This is a genomic window from Nocardioides eburneiflavus (assembly GCF_004785795.1).
In the GTDB taxonomy this organism is placed as follows: Bacteria; Actinomycetota; Actinomycetes; order Propionibacteriales; family Nocardioidaceae; genus Nocardioides; species Nocardioides eburneiflavus.
On record NZ_SRRO01000001.1, the window covers coordinates 1,469,178 to 1,486,189 of the forward strand.

18 protein-coding genes are annotated in these 17,012 nt (G+C 71.8%); 6 read left to right on the forward strand and 12 right to left on the reverse strand.

What is annotated here, in order from left to right; translation table 11 throughout:
* Positions 1 to 5: 5 nt before the first annotated feature.
* The gene (locus tag EXE59_RS06900) at positions 6 to 1,010 is read right to left on the reverse strand and encodes a DUF2157 domain-containing protein (RefSeq protein ID WP_135838244.1); all 1,005 of its coding nucleotides are present in this window, start codon (positions 1,008 to 1,010) and stop codon (positions 6 to 8) included.
* 196 nt (positions 1,011 to 1,206) lie between these two features.
* On the reverse strand, positions 1,207 to 1,635 hold the full coding sequence (dtd, locus tag EXE59_RS06905) for a D-aminoacyl-tRNA deacylase (RefSeq protein ID WP_135838245.1): 429 nt from the start codon (positions 1,633 to 1,635) through the stop codon (positions 1,207 to 1,209).
* Positions 1,636 to 1,652: 17 nt separating this feature from the next.
* Here dtd and EXE59_RS06910 point away from each other — a divergent pair, with 17 nt between their 5' ends.
* A complete protein-coding gene (locus tag EXE59_RS06910) occupies positions 1,653 to 2,477 on the forward strand; it encodes a beta-keto acid cleavage family enzyme (protein WP_135838246.1) in 825 nt (274 codons plus the stop codon).
* Between the two features lie 13 nt (positions 2,478 to 2,490).
* On the opposite strand, the gene EXE59_RS06915 is transcribed toward EXE59_RS06910, so the two are convergent.
* The 4 genes from EXE59_RS06915 to cysC all read right to left on the reverse strand — a co-directional run bounded on the left by EXE59_RS06915 (position 2,491) and on the right by cysC (position 6,407).
* Positions 2,491 to 3,522: an NHL repeat-containing protein gene (locus EXE59_RS06915; protein ID WP_135838247.1), complete on the reverse strand. Its 1,032-nt coding sequence runs from the start codon at positions 3,520 to 3,522 to the stop codon at positions 2,491 to 2,493.
* 113 nt (positions 3,523 to 3,635) lie between these two features.
* Positions 3,636 to 4,646 (reverse strand): sulfite exporter TauE/SafE family protein, encoded by a 1,011-nt coding sequence (locus tag EXE59_RS06920; RefSeq protein ID WP_135838248.1) that lies wholly within the window; start codon positions 4,644 to 4,646, stop codon positions 3,636 to 3,638.
* On the reverse strand, positions 4,646 to 5,191 hold the full coding sequence (locus EXE59_RS24425) for an arsenate reductase/protein-tyrosine-phosphatase family protein (RefSeq protein WP_135838249.1): 546 nt from the start codon (positions 5,189 to 5,191) through the stop codon (positions 4,646 to 4,648). The genes EXE59_RS06920 and EXE59_RS24425 overlap by 1 nt, the downstream gene beginning before the upstream one ends.
* Positions 5,184 to 6,407, reverse strand: a complete 1,224-nt coding sequence (gene cysC, locus EXE59_RS06930; protein ID WP_246056579.1) for an adenylyl-sulfate kinase — start codon at positions 6,405 to 6,407, stop codon at positions 5,184 to 5,186. Before cysC ends, EXE59_RS24425 begins: the two co-directional genes overlap by 8 nt.
* A gap of 41 nt (positions 6,408 to 6,448) precedes the next feature.
* Here cysC and EXE59_RS06935 point away from each other — a divergent pair, with 41 nt between their 5' ends.
* From EXE59_RS06935 to EXE59_RS06950, 4 genes are all read left to right on the forward strand, one after another.
* Complete coding sequence (locus tag EXE59_RS06935; RefSeq protein ID WP_135838250.1) at positions 6,449 to 7,429, forward strand: asparaginase; 981 nt, start codon at positions 6,449 to 6,451, stop codon at positions 7,427 to 7,429.
* Between the two features lie 95 nt (positions 7,430 to 7,524).
* Positions 7,525 to 7,953 (forward strand): helix-turn-helix domain-containing protein, encoded by a 429-nt coding sequence (locus EXE59_RS06940; RefSeq protein ID WP_135838251.1) that lies wholly within the window; start codon positions 7,525 to 7,527, stop codon positions 7,951 to 7,953.
* Positions 7,954 to 7,976: 23 nt separating this feature from the next.
* Entirely contained in the window at positions 7,977 to 8,699 is a 723-nt protein-coding gene (locus tag EXE59_RS06945; RefSeq protein WP_135838252.1) for a hypothetical protein, read from the forward strand.
* Positions 8,700 to 8,806: 107 nt separating this feature from the next.
* Positions 8,807 to 9,100, forward strand: a complete 294-nt coding sequence (locus EXE59_RS06950; RefSeq protein ID WP_135838253.1) for a DUF2516 family protein — start codon at positions 8,807 to 8,809, stop codon at positions 9,098 to 9,100.
* Here the strand turns inward: EXE59_RS06950 and EXE59_RS06955 are convergent.
* From EXE59_RS06955 to EXE59_RS06970, 4 genes are all read right to left on the reverse strand, one after another.
* On the reverse strand, positions 9,049 to 9,690 hold the full coding sequence (locus EXE59_RS06955; protein ID WP_135838254.1) for a hypothetical protein: 642 nt from the start codon (positions 9,688 to 9,690) through the stop codon (positions 9,049 to 9,051). The two genes, EXE59_RS06950 and EXE59_RS06955, sit on opposite strands and share 52 nt — an antisense overlap.
* Positions 9,691 to 9,809: 119 nt before the next feature.
* On the reverse strand, positions 9,810 to 11,228 hold the full coding sequence (locus tag EXE59_RS06960) for a sugar nucleotide-binding protein (RefSeq protein WP_135838255.1): 1,419 nt from the start codon (positions 11,226 to 11,228) through the stop codon (positions 9,810 to 9,812).
* Positions 11,225 to 12,223, reverse strand: a complete 999-nt coding sequence (gene rfbB, locus EXE59_RS06965) for a dTDP-glucose 4,6-dehydratase (RefSeq protein WP_135838256.1) — start codon at positions 12,221 to 12,223, stop codon at positions 11,225 to 11,227. The genes EXE59_RS06960 and rfbB overlap by 4 nt, the downstream gene beginning before the upstream one ends.
* A 29-nt stretch (positions 12,224 to 12,252) precedes the next feature.
* A complete protein-coding gene (locus EXE59_RS06970; protein ID WP_135838257.1) occupies positions 12,253 to 14,145 on the reverse strand; it encodes a DUF4012 domain-containing protein in 1,893 nt (630 codons plus the stop codon).
* Positions 14,146 to 14,218: 73 nt separating this feature from the next.
* Between EXE59_RS06970 and rfbA the strand changes: the two genes are divergently transcribed.
* A complete protein-coding gene (rfbA, locus tag EXE59_RS06975; RefSeq protein ID WP_135838258.1) occupies positions 14,219 to 15,085 on the forward strand; it encodes a glucose-1-phosphate thymidylyltransferase RfbA in 867 nt (288 codons plus the stop codon).
* Here the strand turns inward: rfbA and EXE59_RS06980 are convergent.
* Both EXE59_RS06980 and gmd read right to left on the reverse strand, forming a co-directional pair.
* Positions 15,082 to 16,014, reverse strand: coding sequence for a GDP-mannose 4,6-dehydratase (locus tag EXE59_RS06980; RefSeq protein ID WP_246056580.1), 933 nt, complete (start codon positions 16,012 to 16,014; stop codon positions 15,082 to 15,084). The genes rfbA and EXE59_RS06980 overlap by 4 nt on opposite strands.
* Positions 16,011 to 16,991, reverse strand: a complete 981-nt coding sequence (gene gmd, locus EXE59_RS06985; protein ID WP_135838260.1) for a GDP-mannose 4,6-dehydratase — start codon at positions 16,989 to 16,991, stop codon at positions 16,011 to 16,013. The genes EXE59_RS06980 and gmd overlap by 4 nt, the downstream gene beginning before the upstream one ends.
* Between the last annotated feature and the right edge of the window lie 21 nt (positions 16,992 to 17,012).

Sequence of the window (17,012 nt, forward strand, 5' to 3'; positions counted from 1 at the left end):
GCTCCTCACGTCCTGCTGCGGGCGATCCACACCGCCAGCGCGACGAGCCCGCCCCCGAGGCCGAGCAGCACGAACGGCGCCGTGAGCTCGCCGGGGAACCACTCGTCGACCGCGCGCGGCACGATCATCAGCACGCCGATCGCGCCGGCGCCGAGCATGGGCAGCTCACGGGCGACCACGGCCACGAGCACCACGCCGGCGACCGTCAGGAGCCCGAGCACGATGCCGGCGTCCCACTGCATGGTCGCCGAGGCCCCGAAGACCATGCCGATGGCACCGAAAGCCATCGCCACGGCCGGGGGCCGCAACACCTCGGTCCAGCCGAGCACCAGCCAGGCGAGCGCGACCGCCCAGATGCCGACCCCGATCGCCCAGTCAGCGTCGAGGATCTGCTCCGTCAGGGTGCCCGCGGTGAGCATGCCGCTGACCATGAGCATCACCTGCTGCAGGGGGACGCGGTGGGCCAGCCACAGCAGCGCGGCGACGACCGTCACGGTGCCGCTGACGGTGAGCGCCAGGTCGGTCTCCTGCAGCTCCAGCACCTCGTCGGCCAGGACGACGGTGAACCCGGCGGCGACGACGGTGGCCGCCGCCCAGAGCACCGACCGCAGCCGGCTCCAGGCGTCGCCCCGGCCAGCGGGCGTCAGGCTCCCCGCTGCCACGAGGCCGACGACGGCACCGCCCAGGACGCCGAGCCGGGCCCCGACGCCCAGGTCGCTCCAGTACAGGTTGGCGAGCAGCATCGCCGCGATCACGACGAGCAGTCCGCCGAGGTAGCCGAGCGCCTCGACGGCGTACGAACGCAGCTCCGCGCCGCCGAGACCGGTCACCCGCTGCGTCTCCTGCTCACGCGTCTCGGGCACCGGCACCCGGGCACGGGCCCGGATCCGGGCGGCCTGCTCCTCGTCGATGATGCCCTCGGCGACCCAGCCACTGATCTGGACCTCGAGTGGCGCGCGCTGGCGCGGCACGTGCAGGTGGCCTCGCCGGCGAGTGATGGTCTCGCTCATGACGACCTCCTTCTCCACCCCCACATCTATCCCCGCGCCGGGGCGACCGCCAGAGCCGAAGGTCACCACCCGCAGGGCGCCTCCTCGACCGGCGCCGGCCGCGGCGAGGGCCACTTGATCAAATGGTGGATCGTTCGTTGCCCTACGGAGTGGTTTCGAGGCTCGCTCCGCTCGCACCTCAACCACCGAGGGGAGGTCAGGGGGAGTCCAGGACGAGGGTGATCGGACCGTCGTTGACGCTCTCCACCCGCATGTCGGCGCCGAAGCGCCCCCGCTCCACGTGTGCGCCGAGGCGTTCGAGCTCAGCGCACACCGCGTCGTACATCGGCTCGCTCACCGGGCCGGGCGCGGCCGCCTGCCAGGTGGGGCGGCGGCCCTTGCGCGCGTCGCCGTACAGCGTGAACTGGCTGACCACGAGGACCGGAGCGCCGACGTCGCTCGCGCTCTGCTCCTCGCGCAGCAGGCGCAGGTCCCAGATCTTGCGGGCCGTCCACGCGACCTCGGCCGGCCCGTCGTCGTGGGTGACGCCGAGGTAGACCAGCAGTCCCGGTCGGTCGAGCTCGCCGACGACCTGGCCGTCGACCCGGACGCTGGCGGAGAGGACCCGCTGGATGACCGCACGCATGGTGCAAGGATGCCGCCATGTCTGACGCGTTGCTGATCACGGTCGCCCCCACCGGGGCCGAGACCGCCAAGGCCGACTGCCCGCAGCTCCCCACCACCCCGGAGGAGATCGCGCGCACGGCCGCCGAGTGCGAGGCGGCCGGGGCCGCCATGATCCACCTCCACGTGCGCGACGGCGCGCACGCGCCGACGCTCGACCAGGCGCTGCTGCGCGAGTGGGTCGCCGCCGTGCGCGAGTCGTCCTCCCTCGTCGTCCAGCTCTCCACGGGCGGCTCGGTGCACGACCCGCTCGAGGAGCGGCTGAAGGTGCTCGACGCGGAGCCCGACTCGTGCTCGCTGACGATGGGCACCACGAACTTCGGCGACGACGTCTTCCTCAACCCGTGGCCGTTCGTGAAGGACCTCTACCAGCTGGCGCTCTCGCGGGGGGTCGCACCGGAGTTCGAGCTCTTCGACCTCGGCCAGGTGCACGCGCTGGGCCGGCTGATCCGCGAGCACGGCACGCCCGCCGGCGGCAAGGTGCACGTCGACTTCGTGATGGGCGTGCCCGGGGGGATGCCCGGCACCGCTCCCGCGCTCGTCGCCGGCGTCGCGGCGCTGCCGCCCGAGGTGACCTCGTGGTCCGCCACCGGCATCGGCCGCTCGACGCTGTCCGTCGCGATGGCCTCGCTCTCGATGGGCGGCCACCTGCGCGTCGGGATGGAGGACGTCCTCACCATCAGCCGCGGCGTACCCGTGGAGTCCAACGCCCAGCTCGTCGAGCGGGCCGTCGACCTCGGCCGGATAGCGCAGCGCGAGCCGATGACGCCCGCCGGGTGCCGGGAGCTCCTCGGGCTGTCCTGAGCCCTGGCCCGGGTCACCGCGGCAGGGGCAGCGGCAGCGGGACCACGTGGACCGCGTTGTGGTCGTGGTTGGAGATCAGGAGGAAGTCGTCGGTCGCGGCCGCGCTCGCGCTGCCCGGAGGTGGTCCGATCACGTGCGTGGCGCGCCGGGTGCGTGGATCGATCCGGACCACCACGGAGTCCGTACGGAGCCAGACGGCGCCGCCGCCGACGGTGAGGTCGCCTCCGCCGATGGCCAGGCCGGTCATCGCGAGCTGCTCGGCCTCGCCGGAGCGAGGGTCGATGCGGGAGACGGAGCCGTCGCCCTGGTTCATCACCCACACCGCTCCGAAGCCGACGTCGAGGAACCGCGGCCTCGGCCCGACGGGCACGCTCGTCCACGACCCCGAGCCGAGGTCGTACCTCTCGACCGTGCCCTCGCTGGTCGGCACCCACAGCGAGCCGAAGCCGGCACGCACCGCCACCGCTCCCTCCGGGGCAGGTATCTCCTCCACGACGGCGTCGCCCTCGACCACGGCGATCCGGGGCTCCAACGGCTCGACGAGCACGTACGCCCGCCCCCCGGCCGCACCCACGACCCCCTCGGCCACCGGGCTGCCGGGCAGCCGCACCCGCTCGAGCACAGCGCCGGTGGTCGCGTCGAGGCGGAAGAGGGAGCTCGGGTTGAGGCTCGGCACCCACACGGACTCCGGCGTCGCAGCCAGCGCCTGGACGACCTCGCCGGGGATCCTGGTCCGCGCGGTGATCGCTCCGGTCGCGGAGTAGCGCACGGCCCCCGGAGCGACACCCGACAGCCACACCCCGTCGCCGGCCGCCACGGCGAAGTCCGCGAACGGGCGGGCCGGCAGCGTACGCGCCCCGACCTCCTTCAACGACAGGGTCGGCGGGAGGTCGCCGGCCTCGAGGTACGTCGGGCTGGGCGAGTCGTCCTCGGGTGCGGAGGTCTCGCTTGAGCCGCCCGGCTGCTCGGGGCGCTCGTCCTCCGCGCACCCCAGCAGCGCACCTGCGAGCAGCAGGAGGGTCGCCAGGGGTGGGCCGAGCCTCATGCGCTCGATGATCCTCGGAGGGTCGCCGCTCCGCGCAGCATTTGCTCGGCGGTCTGGTCCACCGCGTCCTCAGGCGGCGACTGGCAGGGCAATCGCCGCGCGCAGACCGGCCCTCAGGCGTCGTCGACCTTCTTCATCCCGACCAGCCCGGGCCGGTAGGACGGATCCTCGAGCTGGGCGATCGTCGGCGAGCCGAACATGGGCAGGCCCTGCTGCTTGCGCAGGAAGCCCCAGACGATGGGCAGGACCACCAGGACGGCAAGGCCGATGCCGGCGATGAGCATCGGGTGCGTCTCGTCCTCGCCGAGCGGCGCCCAGCCGGACTTGTCGAGCAGCGCGACGCCGCTCATCGTCAGGACGACGACGATGCCGCGGCGGATGAAGGACTGCGGCACGCGCGGGGCGAGCATCGAGCCGAGGATCGTGCCCGGGACGGACCCGAGCAGGAGGGGGATCAGGATCCCCCAGTCGATGCCGTGGAGGAAGATGTTCGACACGGCGGCGGCCAGGACCAGCGGGACCGCCTGGACGAGGTCGGTCCCGACGAGCCTCACCGCGGAGAGCCCGGGGTAGAGCATCAGCAGCGCGATCATGATGACCGAGCCGGAGCCGACGCTCGTGACGCCCACCAGGAGGCCGCCCAGCATGCCGACCAGGAGCGTCGGCACGACCCGGACCGCGGGGTCGTCGTCGACGACGTGGTTGCCCGAGCGCACGCGCAGCAGGTTGACGTAGAGGCGGAGGGCGTACGTCGCCGCGGCCAGCAGCAGCGCGAAGCCGATGCAGATGATCAGCACGTGGTTGAGCTGGTCGATGTCGTCGGTGAACCACGCCACCAGGTGGGGGCCGAGCAGGGCCATCGGGATCGAGCCGATCATCAGCCACGTGGCGAGCTGCATGTTGGGCGACCCCTCGCGCTTGTGCACGATCGCGCCGCCGGTCTTGTAGACCGCGGCTGCCGTGAGGTCGGCCGTCACGACGACCGCGGGGGAGCCGACGCCCAGGAACAGCAGCGCCGGCGTCATCAGGGCGCCGCCGCCCATGCCGGTCAGCCCGACCACGATGCCGACGATGAAGCCGGCCGCGAGGATCGAGAAGAAGGCGGCGGTGAGGAACTCGAGCATCAGCGGTCTCCGACGAGTCTGGGTACGACGGCGCTCAGCATGGCAGTGATTGTGCCGGTTGCCTTCTCGGCGGCCGCCGTACCGCGCCGGTAGGGGTCCGCCACGTCGTGCGCAGGGGCGGAGGGCGTACGCCGCCGCCCGGCCGCCTCGACCAGCTCGCGGCCGCTCAGGCCGGGGAGCTCCGCGATCGTCGCCTCGAACTGCCCGAGCGTGAAGACCTTGCGGTGCAGCTGCGGACGGTCGTCGAGGATGTGCTGACGGTGGACCGACTCCGCGGTCAGGACCAGGTCGGCCTCGTCGAGGATGGCCGCCGTGAGGTAGCGGCTGCGGAACGCGTCGGCGCCGTCGGGGGCGATCGTCGTGGGCAGCGTGGGTGCCATGTCGGTGTTGAACGCGTGGCCGTCGCGGGCGTGGGTGCCCGCACTGGCGAACTCGACGCCCGACGCCTCCGGGTCCCCGGCCAGGTCACGGGCGACGAGCTCCATGACGGGCGAGCGACAGATGTTGGCGGTGCACACGAACAGCACCCGGAGCGGCTCAGGCATGCGCGCCCGTCAGCGTCGGCAGGTGGAGGAACCCCGCCTCGTCCAGGGCGACGAGGACGTCGTCCAGGGCGTCCTCGATGATGCGGCCCGTGGTGTCCACGCGCACGGCCGGGTCCGCGGGCTCCTCGTAGGGCGACGAGATGCCGGTGAACTCCGGGATCTCGCCGGCGCGTGCCTTGGCGTACAGGCCCTTGCGGTCCCGGCGCTCGCACTCCTCGAGCGGGGTGGCGACGTGGACGAGGAAGAACGCGCCGCCGGCGGACTCGACCATCTCCCGCACCTGCTCGCGGGTCTCGGCGAACGGCGCGATGGGGGAGCAGACCGCGACCCCGCCGTGGCGGGCGATCTCGGCGGCCACCCAGCCGATGCGGCGGATGTTGGTCTCGCGGTCGGCCTTGGAGAAGGTGAGCCCGGCGGACAGGTGTCGGCGCACGACGTCGCCGTCGAGGCTGGTCACCGACCGGCCGCCCTGCTCGAGGAGGAGGTCCATCAGGGCGCGGGCGAGGGTGGACTTGCCGCTGCCGGACAGCCCGGTGAAGAACAGGACGAGCCCCTGGTCCTCCCGAGCGGGCCGGTCCTCGTCGACGATGGCGGCGATCGCCTCGGGGAAGGTCGCCCCGGTTTCGACACGCTCGCTTCGCTCGCTGCTCAACCAGCGGTCGGGGAGGGCGTGGACCGGGTCGCCCCCGGCGTACGTCCCGACGACCTGCGCCCCCAGGGCGTGGTCGGCCCCGGCGTCACCGTGGGCGGGGAGCGGGACGGCCACGACGGAGGCGTCGTCGAGCAGGTCGGCCGCAGCGAGGGTGGCGCGGACGAGCGCGACGGGGGACAGCTCGGCCGTCCCGGTGCCGGTCAGGGCGAGGAGGACCAGTCGGCCGAGACCGCGGAGCTCGGCGAGGTCGTCCTCGGTGAGGGCGTCCACGACCGGCACGAAGGTGGCACCGGCGTGCTGCTCGCGCACTTGGGCAGGCGTGAGGTGCAGGCGGCGGAAGGGGCCGTACTGGGCGTGCGTCAACGGCTCGAGCGACCCGTCGGGCGACACCCGGGCCAGCGGCAACCCCTCGGGATCGACCAGCTCGGCCTCCGTGACACCGTCGGGCAGGTCGAGGGTGACCACGCTCCCGGGCTCGTTGAAGCGGGTGAGCGGGGCGTAGGCGCCGGAGACGAGGAGCTCCAGGTCGTCGAGCTCGGTCGGGGACGGGCAGTGCTGGATCACCCGCGCATCCTCTCACCCTGACGGTGAGTAGCCTGCGCCTCATGTCTGTCGCTGGTCAGCCCGTCCCAGGTCTCCCCGTCGTGGCGGAGATCGTCCGCTCCGGGTTCGTCGAGGGCCACCACTACGGCTCCCTCGTGGCGCTCGCCGCCGACGGGACGCTCGACTGGTCGGTCGGCGAGGTCGAGGCGCCGGTGCTCCCGCGGTCGAGCAACAAGCCCGTCCAGACGCTCGCCATGGTCGAGCTCGGCCTCGACCTGCCGGACGACCTGCTCGCCCTCGCGTGCGCGTCGCACTCGGGCGAGCCGTTCCACGTCGAGGGCGTACGCCGCACGCTGGCCTCGGCCGGACTGGACGAGTCGGCGCTGCAGACGCCGCCCGACTACCCCCTCGACGAGGGTGCGCGCGAGGCCGTCATCCGGGCGGGCGGCACGCGGTCCTCGGTCCTGATGAACTGCTCGGGCAAGCACGCCGCGATGCTCGCCACTTGCGTGCTGCGCGGCTGGGACACCGCGACGTACCTCGACCCTGCCCACCCGTTGCAGGTGGGGATCGCCGACACCTTCGCCCGGCTCACCGGCGAGCCCGTGACGGCGGTCGCGGTCGACGGCTGCGGCGCACCCCTGCTCTCGACGTCCCTGACGGGGCTGGCGAGGGCGTTCTCCTCGCTGGCCGCCGCGACCGACGGTCCACCGCGCCGCGTGGCCGACGCCATCCGGCGCCACCCCGAGCTCGTCAGCGGCACCACCCGCGATGAGCTCACCCTGCACCGGGCCGTGCCGGGTCTGATCGGCAAGGCCGGAGCCGAGTCGGTGTACGCCGTGGCGCTGCCCGACGGACGCGCGTGGGCGCTCAAGACCGACGACGGCGCGCCCCGCGTACGCCCGGTGCTGATGGCCGAGGCGCTGCGCCGCTCCGGCGTCCTGACCGAGCCGGGCGTGGACGCGGACGCAGTGACCGGGACCGGTCGGCTGGACCTGCTCGGCGGCGGCAAGCCCGTCGGCGAGATCCGCGCTGCCTTCTAGCTAGCGCCCGCAAATGCTGTTCCTGCCTGATCTTGTGAGACGACTCACCTGCTCAGAGGTTGCGCTCTGCTAACAGGTGTTAGCACAATGGAGGTATGGCCAAGGACAGGAGCGCGCCCGCCAAGGCGACCGCGAAGGCGACCGCCAAGACGAGCAAGGCAGTCGCCGGCTCGCTGGGCACGCTGGGTGACTACCTCAAGGAGCAGCGCCTGGCCGCGCAGCTCTCCCTGCGGCAGCTCGCCGACCAGGTCGGCGTGAGCAATCCCTACCTCAGCCAGATCGAGCGTGGGTTGCGCAAGCCGTCGGCCGAGGTGCTCCAGCAGCTGGCCCGCGCACTGCGCGTCAGCGCCGAGCAGCTATACGTCCGCGCCGGCATCGTCCACCCCGACCCCGGGCAGGCCGGTTCCGTCGAGCTGGCGATCCTCGCCGACACGGCCCTGACCGAGCGGCAGAAGAACTCGCTGCTCGACGTCTACGCCTCGTTCCTCGCGCTCAACGAGCGCGACACCGCCCCACCCCAGTAGGACCCGAGAGAAGGAGCACCACCATGGCCACCGCCAAGTTCGACATCAAGACCGAGGCCCTCAAGCCCGTCCTCGCCGGCGTCGGCGTCACCGACCTCGCCGTCGAGGCCGTCCGTGAGGCCGTCGCGGACGTGCAGAAGCGCGTCGCCGCTGTCCAGAAGGACGTCACCGCCCGCGTCAACGACGTGCAGAAGACCGCCACCGACACCCAGGCCCTCCGCAAGCAGGCCCAGGCCCGCCGCGCCGCCATCGAGGCCCGCGTCTCCGAGCTCCAGGCTGAGGCGAAGGCCTACCCCGCCAAGGTCTCCACCCAGGTGAGCACCCTCGTCGACGAGAACGTCGCCGCGGCCAACGCCACCTACGCCGACCTGGTCAAGCGCGGCGAGTCCCTCGTGGGCCGCATCCGCCGCCAGGAGTCGACCAAGGCCACCGTGTCGTCGGCCCGGACGACCGTCGCCAAGGCGAAGACCACCGCCACCCAGGCCAAGAAGGCCGCCGAGGCCAACGTCGAGGCTGCGGACAAGACCGCCGCGACCAAGGTGGCCCCCACGCCGAAGCCGACCGCCAAGAAGGCCACGCAGAAGGCTGCCGCCAAGAAGGCCTCCGCGACCACCGCCCGCAAGAGCGCCGCCAAGAAGTCCACCGCCGCGCAGGCCAGCGCGAAGGCCACCGCGACCGCGGCCAAGAAGACCGCCACCAGCGCGGTCGAGGCCGTCGTCGACGCCACCGAGAAGGTCGGCGACTGAAGAGCACCAGTCGACGAGGACCAGCTGATGCTGTTCTGAGCTGAGTCCCGTGGGAAGGCCCCCGTCCGTCAGGGCGGGGGCCTTCTCGCGTCGCCTACTCTTGGCTCGTGAACATCTATGCCTTCGAGAGCACGACGTGGTTCGTCGTGCTCGTGGTGCTGCTCGCGGTCAAGGGGTTCGCGTTCGTCAACTCGCTCACCTACTCGGCCGAGGCGTACGAAGCCGCCGGCAAGCTGACCAAGCAGGCGTGGTGCGCGATCACCGGCCTCGGCTTCGCCGCGCAGCTGCTGCTGATCGGCTCGTCCCCGCTGGGGCTCATCCACCTGGTCTTCACCATCGCCTCGCTCGTCTACATCGCAGACGTACGCCCCGCGCTCGCCGAGGTGACCTCGCCCCGCTGACCGGCGCAGGACGCACGCAGCCCGCGGACCGTCGCGAGCACCAGGTCCACGTCCTGCTCCAGAGGAGCCTGGCCCAGGCCGGGCCCGCCGCCGAGCAGCTCGGCAACCAGGTCGCGCTCGGCGGCCAGGACCGCAGCCACGGACGAAGCGATCTCCTCGTCCCATCGACCTGCCTCGACGACGGTGAGCCAGACGCCGTCGAAGACCTTCTCGAGCCACGTGGCCGGAAGCAGCGCGAGCGCCGCCCGCGGCAGCACACCATCGGGGAGCCCGACCGTCGGCAGGGCGCTCGTCTCGTCGAGGGCTGGCCACCACAACCTCCTGCGCGCGACGTAGCCGCGCTCACGCAGCCACCGCTCTCCGTAGCGCTGCGCGATCGCGGCGCGCATCTCGTGGACCGACGGGAACCACGCGGCAATTGCCGGCGGAGTCACGTTGCCCGCCTTCGCCATCTTGCGCAGCGTGAGGGCCGACCAGCCCCCCTGTGCCAGGAGTGGGATGGCGAGGTCTGTGGCCAGGTCCGCCTTGGCGGGGCTGGTGCGCGAGAACATCGGGCCCGTGGTGGGGATGAAGCGCCGGTCGTGGTCCACGGGTTCAGGAGATCAGAAGCACCGCGGTCCTGCTGGGCTCATCCACAGGGGGTGGCCGCCTCCCCGGCAAGAGTGAATTCACGTAAATTCACTCTCCGCTCGGGGACGTGCGCAGCGGGTCAGGCGAGATAGCGGTCGAGCGCGACCATCGCGTCCTCGGGCTCGAACCCGGTCGACCTGATCTTCTCCAGCGACATGGCCGAGTTGAGCGGACGCGGCGCGAACGGGTTGCCCTGCGCCAGCACCCCCTCGGCGTACGCCGCCGTGGTCGTGCCGGAGACGTCGTCCGCGCTGCGACCGGAGCGCTCGAAGACGGCCTGAGCGATCTCGCGCCACGACATGGCCGGGCCACCGTTGGAGAGGTTGTAGGTGCCGTAGGGGGCTTCTCTGTCGAGCAGGTGCCGGATGGCGCGCACGAGCTCATCGGTGAAGGTGAGCCGGCCGACCTGGTCCTCGACGACGCTCGGCGAGACGCCCTTGTCGGCGAGGGACTGCATGGTGCGGACGAAGTTCTTGCCGTCCCCGATGACCCACGAGGTGCGGAGCAGGTAGTGGCGCGGGGCGAGGCCGACCGCGATGTCGCCGGCGGCCTTGCTCTGGGCGTACACGCCGAGCGGAGAGAGCGGCTCGTCCTCGGTGTGGCCGGGGTCGAGCGGGGCGGTGCCGTCGAAGACGTACTCGGACGACACGTGCACGAGCGTGAAGTGGTGTTCGCGGGCGAGACGGGCGAGCGTCGCGGGGCCGATGGCGTTGGCGCCCCAGGCAGCGATCCGGCCCTCGGCCGTCTCGGCCGCGTCGACGGCGGTGTAGGCGGCCGCGTTGAGCACCACGGCGTACTCGTGCCAGGGCCAGGCGGCGACGGCCTCGGCGTCGGTGAGGTCGAGAGCGGTCACGCCTTCGCCCTCGATCAGGTCGACCCGGTCGGCGCCGGGGTAGGCGCCGTGCAGCGCCCGGCCGAGCTGACCCAAGGCGCCGACGACCAGCGTCTTCTTGGGGGCGATCGCGGTGGCGGGGTCGAGCGTGGGGTTGTTCTGGTCCTTCTCGCTGATGATCGCCTCGGCCAGCGGGATCGGCCAGGCGATCGCCGCGGACGGATCGTCGAGCGCGAGCGCAGGGTAGGCGATGCCGGGGCGCCAGTGCTCGTTGACCAGGTAGGTGTAGGAGGTGGCGTCCTCGAGCGTCTGGTAGCTGTTGCCGACGCCGCGCGGGACGAACACCGCCACGGAGGTGTCCATCTCGAGCGTGAAGGTCGCGCCGAAGCTCTCGCCCTCGCGCATGTCCACCCACGCACCGAAGATCCGGCCGGTGGCCAGCGAGACGAACTTGTCCCAGGGCTCGGTGTGGATGCCCCGGGTGACGCCGCGATCGGCGTTGAAGGAGACATTGTTCTGCACCGGGCCGAAGTCGGGCAGCCCGATGGCGAGCATCTTCTCGCGCTGCCAGTTCTCCTTGAAGAACCCGCGGTCGTCGTCGCGACGGTCCAGTCGGACGACGACGAGGCCGGGGATCGGGGTGGTCTCCAGTGCGGGCAGGCTCACTGGCCCTTCTCCGCGTACTTCGCCTCGGTCGCGTCCTTGTGGGGGCGCCACCAGTCCTCGTGGGTCTGGTACCACTCGATGGTGTTGGCCAGGCCGGACTCGAAGTCCTGGAACTGCGGCTGCCAGCCGAGCTCCTGGCGGAGCTTGCCGGACTCGATGGCGTAGCGCAGGTCGTGGCCGGCGCGGTCGTTGACGTGGTCGAAGTCGTCGGCGTCCTTGCCCATGAGGGTGAGGATCAGGCGGACGACCTCGAGGTTGTTCTTCTCGCCGTCGGCGCCGATGAGGTAGGTCTCGCCGATGCGGCCCTTCTCCAGGATGGTGAGCACGGCCGAGGAGTGGTCGTCGGCGTGGATCCAGTCGCGGACGTTCTCGCCGGAGCCGTAGAGCTTGGGGCGGATGCCGTCGATGACGTTGGTGATCTGGCGCGGGATGAACTTCTCGATGTGCTGCCAGGGCCCGTAGTTGTTCGAGCAGTTGGACACGGTGGCCCGCACACCGAAGCTGCGGACCCAGGCGCGCACCAGGTGGTCGGAGCCGGCCTTCGAGGCGGAGTAGGGCGAGGACGGGTTGTAGGGGGTGTCCTCGGTGAAGCGCTTGGGGTCGTCGAGCTCGAGGTCGCCGTAGACCTCGTCGGTCGAGACGTGGTGCAGGCGCTTGTCGTGCTTCCGCACGGCCTCGAGGATCGTGTACGTCCCGAGGATGTTGGTGCGGATGAACGGGCTCGGGTCGTTGAGGGAGTTGTCGTTGTGCGACTCGGCCGCGTAGTGGACCACCGCGTCGTGGGCCGCCACCAGGGGCTCGACGACGTCCTCGTCGGCGATGTCGCCGACGACGAGCTGCACGCGGTCCTCGGGCAGCCCGGCCAGGGACTCCTGGGAGGCGGCGTAGGTCAGCTTGTCGAGCACCGTGATGTTCAGGTCGGTGTGGTCGACGAGGTGGTGCACGAAGTTCGACCCGATGAACCCCGCGCCCCCGGTCACAAGAAGGCGTTCCATGGCGGGGAGTCTAGGGCGCCGCGTCGGTGCTACGGAGCGGTGGCCGACCCGGTGATGCTGAAGCTGGGCTGGGTGACCAGGCCGGGATCGGCGTACGCCGCTCGTCCCGGACCCGTACGCGTCCAGCCCTCGGGCAGGTCGCCCACCTCGTAGCCCTCGGGCCAGCGCACGTCCACGGTCACCGCCTGCGGCACCACCAGGCCCTGGGGCGTGACGTCGAGCCGGTAGGTGAGGGTGCCGTCGCCGGGCGCGACCGCGGCGGCCGGGACGTCGTACTCCAGCACCGCCTCGCGGGTCGTGCCGGGCGAGAGCGTGAGGCGCAACAGCTTGTAGGGGCGGCCGTAGTAGTCGAAGAGACGGGTGCCCTGAGGCGTCCCGGCGGCGGTGGCGCCGGTGAGCTCGGCGCCCTCGGGCAGGAAGACGCCGAGGGTCATGCCGTTCCACTTGGTGACGTACGTGCCGTCGCGGGGGTCGGGGAACGGCTGGACGTAGGGCGGCGAGTCGTTGTGGACCGAGATGGTGAGCCGGACCTGCGCGGAGCCGTCCTCGCGCAGCCGGACCTCGCTGGCCACGGTCCGCTGCTGCCAGAAGTCGGCCTTGCTGCGGTTGGTGTTCTGGTTGAAGACCGCGAGGTAGTCGTGGCGCGTGTCGGACAGCTCGCCGGCGAGCCCGATGTCGGCGACGGCGGACTGGAGGTCCGGGTCGCGCATCCACATGGCGAAGTGCCGCGCCCGGGCGGAGGTGCGCAGCGACTCGATCTTCTCGAGTCCGTCGCCGGGGTCGAGGAGCCGCTCGGCGAACAGCGGGACGATCGCCCGGTTGAGGTCCTTGCGGGCGGCGTTGTCGGGGTACCTGTCGTAGTCGCCGATGAGCGTCGCGGTGAAGTTGCCCGCGTCGAGGGTCCCGTAGCCCTCGGTCTCGACGGGACCGGTGATCCGCAGCATGTCGGCCAGCGCCACGATGTCGACGACCACGAGGCCGTCGACCTCCTGGTCGGTCCGGCGCTCCCAGCCGCGGAGGAGCTCCTCGCCCGACACCGACCAGTCCGGCGCGTAGGTCGAGGTCGACAGGCGCAGCTTGCCGTTGTGGAACGGGTTGCCGTCGACCCTCTCCCAGCGACCCACCCGGAACAGCTCGGGGTCGGTGGTGTCGCGTGCCTCACCCATGCTGAGCCGCCCGTCGGTGACCTCCATCGGCACCACGGTCAGCGGTGCACCGCCGGAGAAGCGCTGCTCGCTGGGGTTGAGCAGCGCCAGCAGGTAGGTGCGCTCGCCCCGCGCGCCGAAGAGGTCGGGCAGCACGTCGGTGATCGCCTTCGCCCGCCGGGCGGTGGCGGCGACCGGGCTGAGGACGTCGGTCGCCTCGTCGCGCGCGTCGCCGAGGCGGGTGCCGACCACGAGGGAGGAGTCGCGCACCTCGCCCAGCTCGAGCTGGGCAGCGTCCAGCGCGGTGCTGGCCTCGTCGACCGCCCCGACCAGCGTCTCGAGGGTGGGCAGGTCCACGCCCCGGTCGGCGAACAGGGTGGCCTCGTCCCCGTTGACCGCCGGCCACGCCTGCACGGCGACCTCGGCCGCCGTCGTCAGGTGGTCGAGCGCGTTGCCCAGGTGGCGTACGTCCGAGACGGGCTCGCCGACGACGGGGATCAGGCTCCACACGTCGCCGCCGAACCCCTGCATCGCGTCCTGCACCTGGTCGGCGTGCCGGCGGGCGCTCTGCACGGACGCCTCGGCCGCGTCGACGTCACCCGCCGACAGCGAGTCGCGCGCCGCCTCGAGCTCGGTCCGCGCCCCCTCCGCGTGGCCCGGCGCCTCGAGGAACGGGATCGCCAGCAGGGCCAGACCGACGAGGAGCAGGAACAGGCCGCCGATGACCGTCGCGGGCCGGACCACGCGTCGCGAGGACGTGCGACGGGAGGACGGCATGCGCACATGGTGCCAAACGGGGCCGACCGGCGGGCCCGAACGGCTGTGACGCCGGACGCCCTAGGGTGCATCCATGCGCGGAATCATCCTGGCCGGTGGCACCGGCTCCCGACTGCACCCGATCACGCAGGGCATCAGCAAGCAGCTGGTCCCGGTGTACGACAAGCCGATGATCTACTACCCGCTCTCCACGCTGATGCTCGCGGGCATCCGGGACGTCCTGATCATCACCACCCCGCACGAGGCCGACGGGTTCCACCGGCTGCTCGGCGACGGCTCGCAGTTCGGCATCGACATCACCTTCGCGGTCCAGCCCTCGCCCGACGGGCTGGCGCAGGCGTTCATCATCGGCGCCGACCACATCGGCGACCAGCGCTCGGCGCTCGTCCTCGGCGACAACATCTTCTACGGTTCCGGCCTCGGCCAGCAGCTGCTGCGGTTCTCCGAGCTCGACGGTGCCGCCGTCTTCGGCTACCACGTCGCCGACCCCCGTGCGTACGGCGTCGTGGAGTTCGACGACCAGGGCCGCGCGCTGTCGCTGGAGGAGAAGCCGGAGCATCCCAAGAGCGACTTCGCCGTGCCGGGGCTCTACTTCTACGACAACGACGTGGTGCAGTACGCCTCCGAGCTCCAGCCGTCCGCGCGCGGTGAGCTCGAGATCACCGACCTCAACCGCCGCTACCTCGAGGGGGGTCGCCTCCACGTCGAGGTCCTGCCGCGCGGCACCGCCTGGCTCGACACCGGCACCTTCGACTCGCTCAACGACGCGTCCAACTTCGTGCGCACCATCGAGGGCCGCCAGGGCTTCAAGGTCGGCGCGCCGGAGGAGGTCGCCTGGCGGATGGGTTGGATGAGCGACGACGAGCTCGTGGAGCGGGCCGAGCCGCTGCGCAAGAGCGGCTACGGCGAGTACCTGATCGGGCTGCTCCAGCACGGCTAGAGGTCCGCGGCCACCATCCGCCGCACGATCTCGGCGAAGTCGACGGTCGGCGCCCACCCCAGCTCCTCACGCGCGCGGGTCGCGTCGCCGACCAGCTCGGTCGGGTCGGCGGGGCGGAAGAACGCCGCGTCCTGGCGCACGAGCCCCTCCCAGTCGACGATCCCGGCCGCGGCGAACGCGGCCGCCACGAAGTCGCGCACCGAGTGGGCGGCCCCGGTGGCCACGACGTAGTCGCCCGGCTCGTCGGCTCGCGCGGCGCGGACCATCGCGTCGACGTAGTCGGGGGCCCACCCCCAGTCGCGGCGGGCGTCGAGGTTGCCGAGGACCAGCTCGTCGGCGTCGCCGCGCGCGATCGCCGCCACGCCACTGGTGATCTTGCGGGTCACGAACCGCGGGTGCCGGCGCGGGGACTCGTGGTTGTAGAGGACCATGCTCGACGCGTGCAGGTCGCGCTGGCGGAAGACGCGCGCGGACAGGTGGGCGAACGCCTTCGCCGCGCCGTACGGGTTCACCGGCGCGATAGGGGTCACCTCGTCCTGTGGGGCCTCCTGCGCCTCGCCGAAGATCTCCGCGCTCGAGGCCTGCACGAGGCGTACGCCCCCGAGCCGTCGCGCCGACTCCATCAGCGCGACGGCTGCGTGGCCGTTGACGAGGGAGGTGCGGTCGGGCTCGTCCCAGGACTGGGCGACCGAGCTGATCGCGGCGAGGTTGTAGACCTCCTGCGGCGTGATCTCGGTGAGGAGTCGCCGGATGGTCTCGACGTCGGCGAGGTCACCGGTGTGCAGCACGACCTCGGCTGGGCAGTGCTCGGGGTGGCCGTCGGCCTCCAGCACGAGGGCGTGGACCTCCAGCCCCTCGCCCACCAGGCGCTCGGCGAGGTAGGTGCCGTCCTGTCCGCCGATGCCGGTGATGAACGCGGCTGCGGTCACCAGCCCGCCTTGGCGGCGGCGATGTCGGCGTCGACCATCATCGCGACCAGCTCGGCGAAGGAGACGGTCGGCTTCCAGCCGAGCTTGTCGCGCGCCTTCGACGCGTCACCGATGAGCAGCTCGACCTCGGCCGGGCGCATGAAGCGCGGGTCCTGCGTGACGTGCCGGCCCCAGTCGTCGATGCCGACGTGGGCGAAGGCGAGGTCGAGGAAGTCGCGGATCGACCAGGTCTCGCCGGTGGCGATCACGTAGTCGTCGGCCTCGTCCTGCTGGAGCATGCGCCACATCGCCTCGACGTAGTCGCCGGCGTAGCCCCAGTCGCGCCGCGCGTCGAGGTTGCCGAGCGCCATCGAGTCCTGCCGGCCCAGGTGGATGCGGGCGACGGCCTGGCTGATCTTGCGGGTGACGAACTCCGGCCCACGGCGCGGCGACTCGTGGTTGAACAGGATGCCCGACGAGGCGTGCATACCGTAGGACTCGCGGTAGTTGATCGTCATGTAGTGGCCGTAGACCTTGCTCACGCCGTACGGCGAGCGCGGCCACAGCAGGGTGCTCTCCGACTGCGGCACCTCCTGCACCTTGCCGAACATCTCCGAGCTCGACGCCTGGTAGAAGCGGATCGCACCCGGGTCGTCGCCCGCGTGGAGGCGTACGGCCTCGAGCATGTTGAGCACGCCCATGCCGGTCACGTCGCTGGTGACGAACGCGTTCTCCCAGGAGTAGGCGACGAACGAGATGGCGCCGAGGTTGTAGACCTCGTCGGGGTCGGAGTCGCGCATCGCCCGCATCAGGCTGGAGAGGTCGGTCAGGTCGCCGTTGTGCAGCTGCACGTCGGGGACGAGCGTCGACACCAGCTCGCGGCGTGGGTTGTTCTGGCCGCGGATCAGACCGTGGACGCCGTACCCCTTCTCGAGCAGCAGCTCGGCGAGGTAGAGGCCGTCCTGGCCGGTGATCCCGGTGATGAGTGCGCTGGGCATGCGGCCCAGTCTGTCAGGGCG

What these genes read in the sequence shown, in the direction of transcription:
- rfbB (WP_135838256.1), bottom strand. Translation starts at nt 12,223, where the DNA reads ATGGAACGCCTTCTTGTGACCGGGGGCGCGGGGTTCATCGGGTCGAAC.
- EXE59_RS06945 (WP_135838252.1), top strand. Translation starts at nt 7,977, where the DNA reads ATGGCCACCGCCAAGTTCGACATCAAGACCGAGGCCCTCAAGCCCGTC.
- EXE59_RS06940 (WP_135838251.1), top strand. Translation starts at nt 7,525, where the DNA reads ATGGCCAAGGACAGGAGCGCGCCCGCCAAGGCGACCGCGAAGGCGACC.
- rfbA (WP_135838258.1), top strand. Translation starts at nt 14,219, where the DNA reads ATGCGCGGAATCATCCTGGCCGGTGGCACCGGCTCCCGACTGCACCCG.
- EXE59_RS06915 (WP_135838247.1), bottom strand. Translation starts at nt 3,522, where the DNA reads ATGAGGCTCGGCCCACCCCTGGCGACCCTCCTGCTGCTCGCAGGTGCG.
- EXE59_RS06920 (WP_135838248.1), bottom strand. Translation starts at nt 4,646, where the DNA reads ATGCTCGAGTTCCTCACCGCCGCCTTCTTCTCGATCCTCGCGGCCGGC.
- EXE59_RS24425 (WP_135838249.1), bottom strand. Translation starts at nt 5,191, where the DNA reads ATGCCTGAGCCGCTCCGGGTGCTGTTCGTGTGCACCGCCAACATCTGT.
- EXE59_RS06900 (WP_135838244.1), bottom strand. Translation starts at nt 1,010, where the DNA reads ATGAGCGAGACCATCACTCGCCGGCGAGGCCACCTGCACGTGCCGCGC.
- EXE59_RS06935 (WP_135838250.1), top strand. Translation starts at nt 6,449, where the DNA reads ATGTCTGTCGCTGGTCAGCCCGTCCCAGGTCTCCCCGTCGTGGCGGAG.
- dtd (WP_135838245.1), bottom strand. Translation starts at nt 1,635, where the DNA reads ATGCGTGCGGTCATCCAGCGGGTCCTCTCCGCCAGCGTCCGGGTCGAC.
- EXE59_RS06970 (WP_135838257.1), bottom strand. Translation starts at nt 14,145, where the DNA reads ATGCCGTCCTCCCGTCGCACGTCCTCGCGACGCGTGGTCCGGCCCGCG.
- EXE59_RS06910 (WP_135838246.1), top strand. Translation starts at nt 1,653, where the DNA reads ATGTCTGACGCGTTGCTGATCACGGTCGCCCCCACCGGGGCCGAGACC.
- gmd (WP_135838260.1), bottom strand. Translation starts at nt 16,991, where the DNA reads ATGCCCAGCGCACTCATCACCGGGATCACCGGCCAGGACGGCCTCTAC.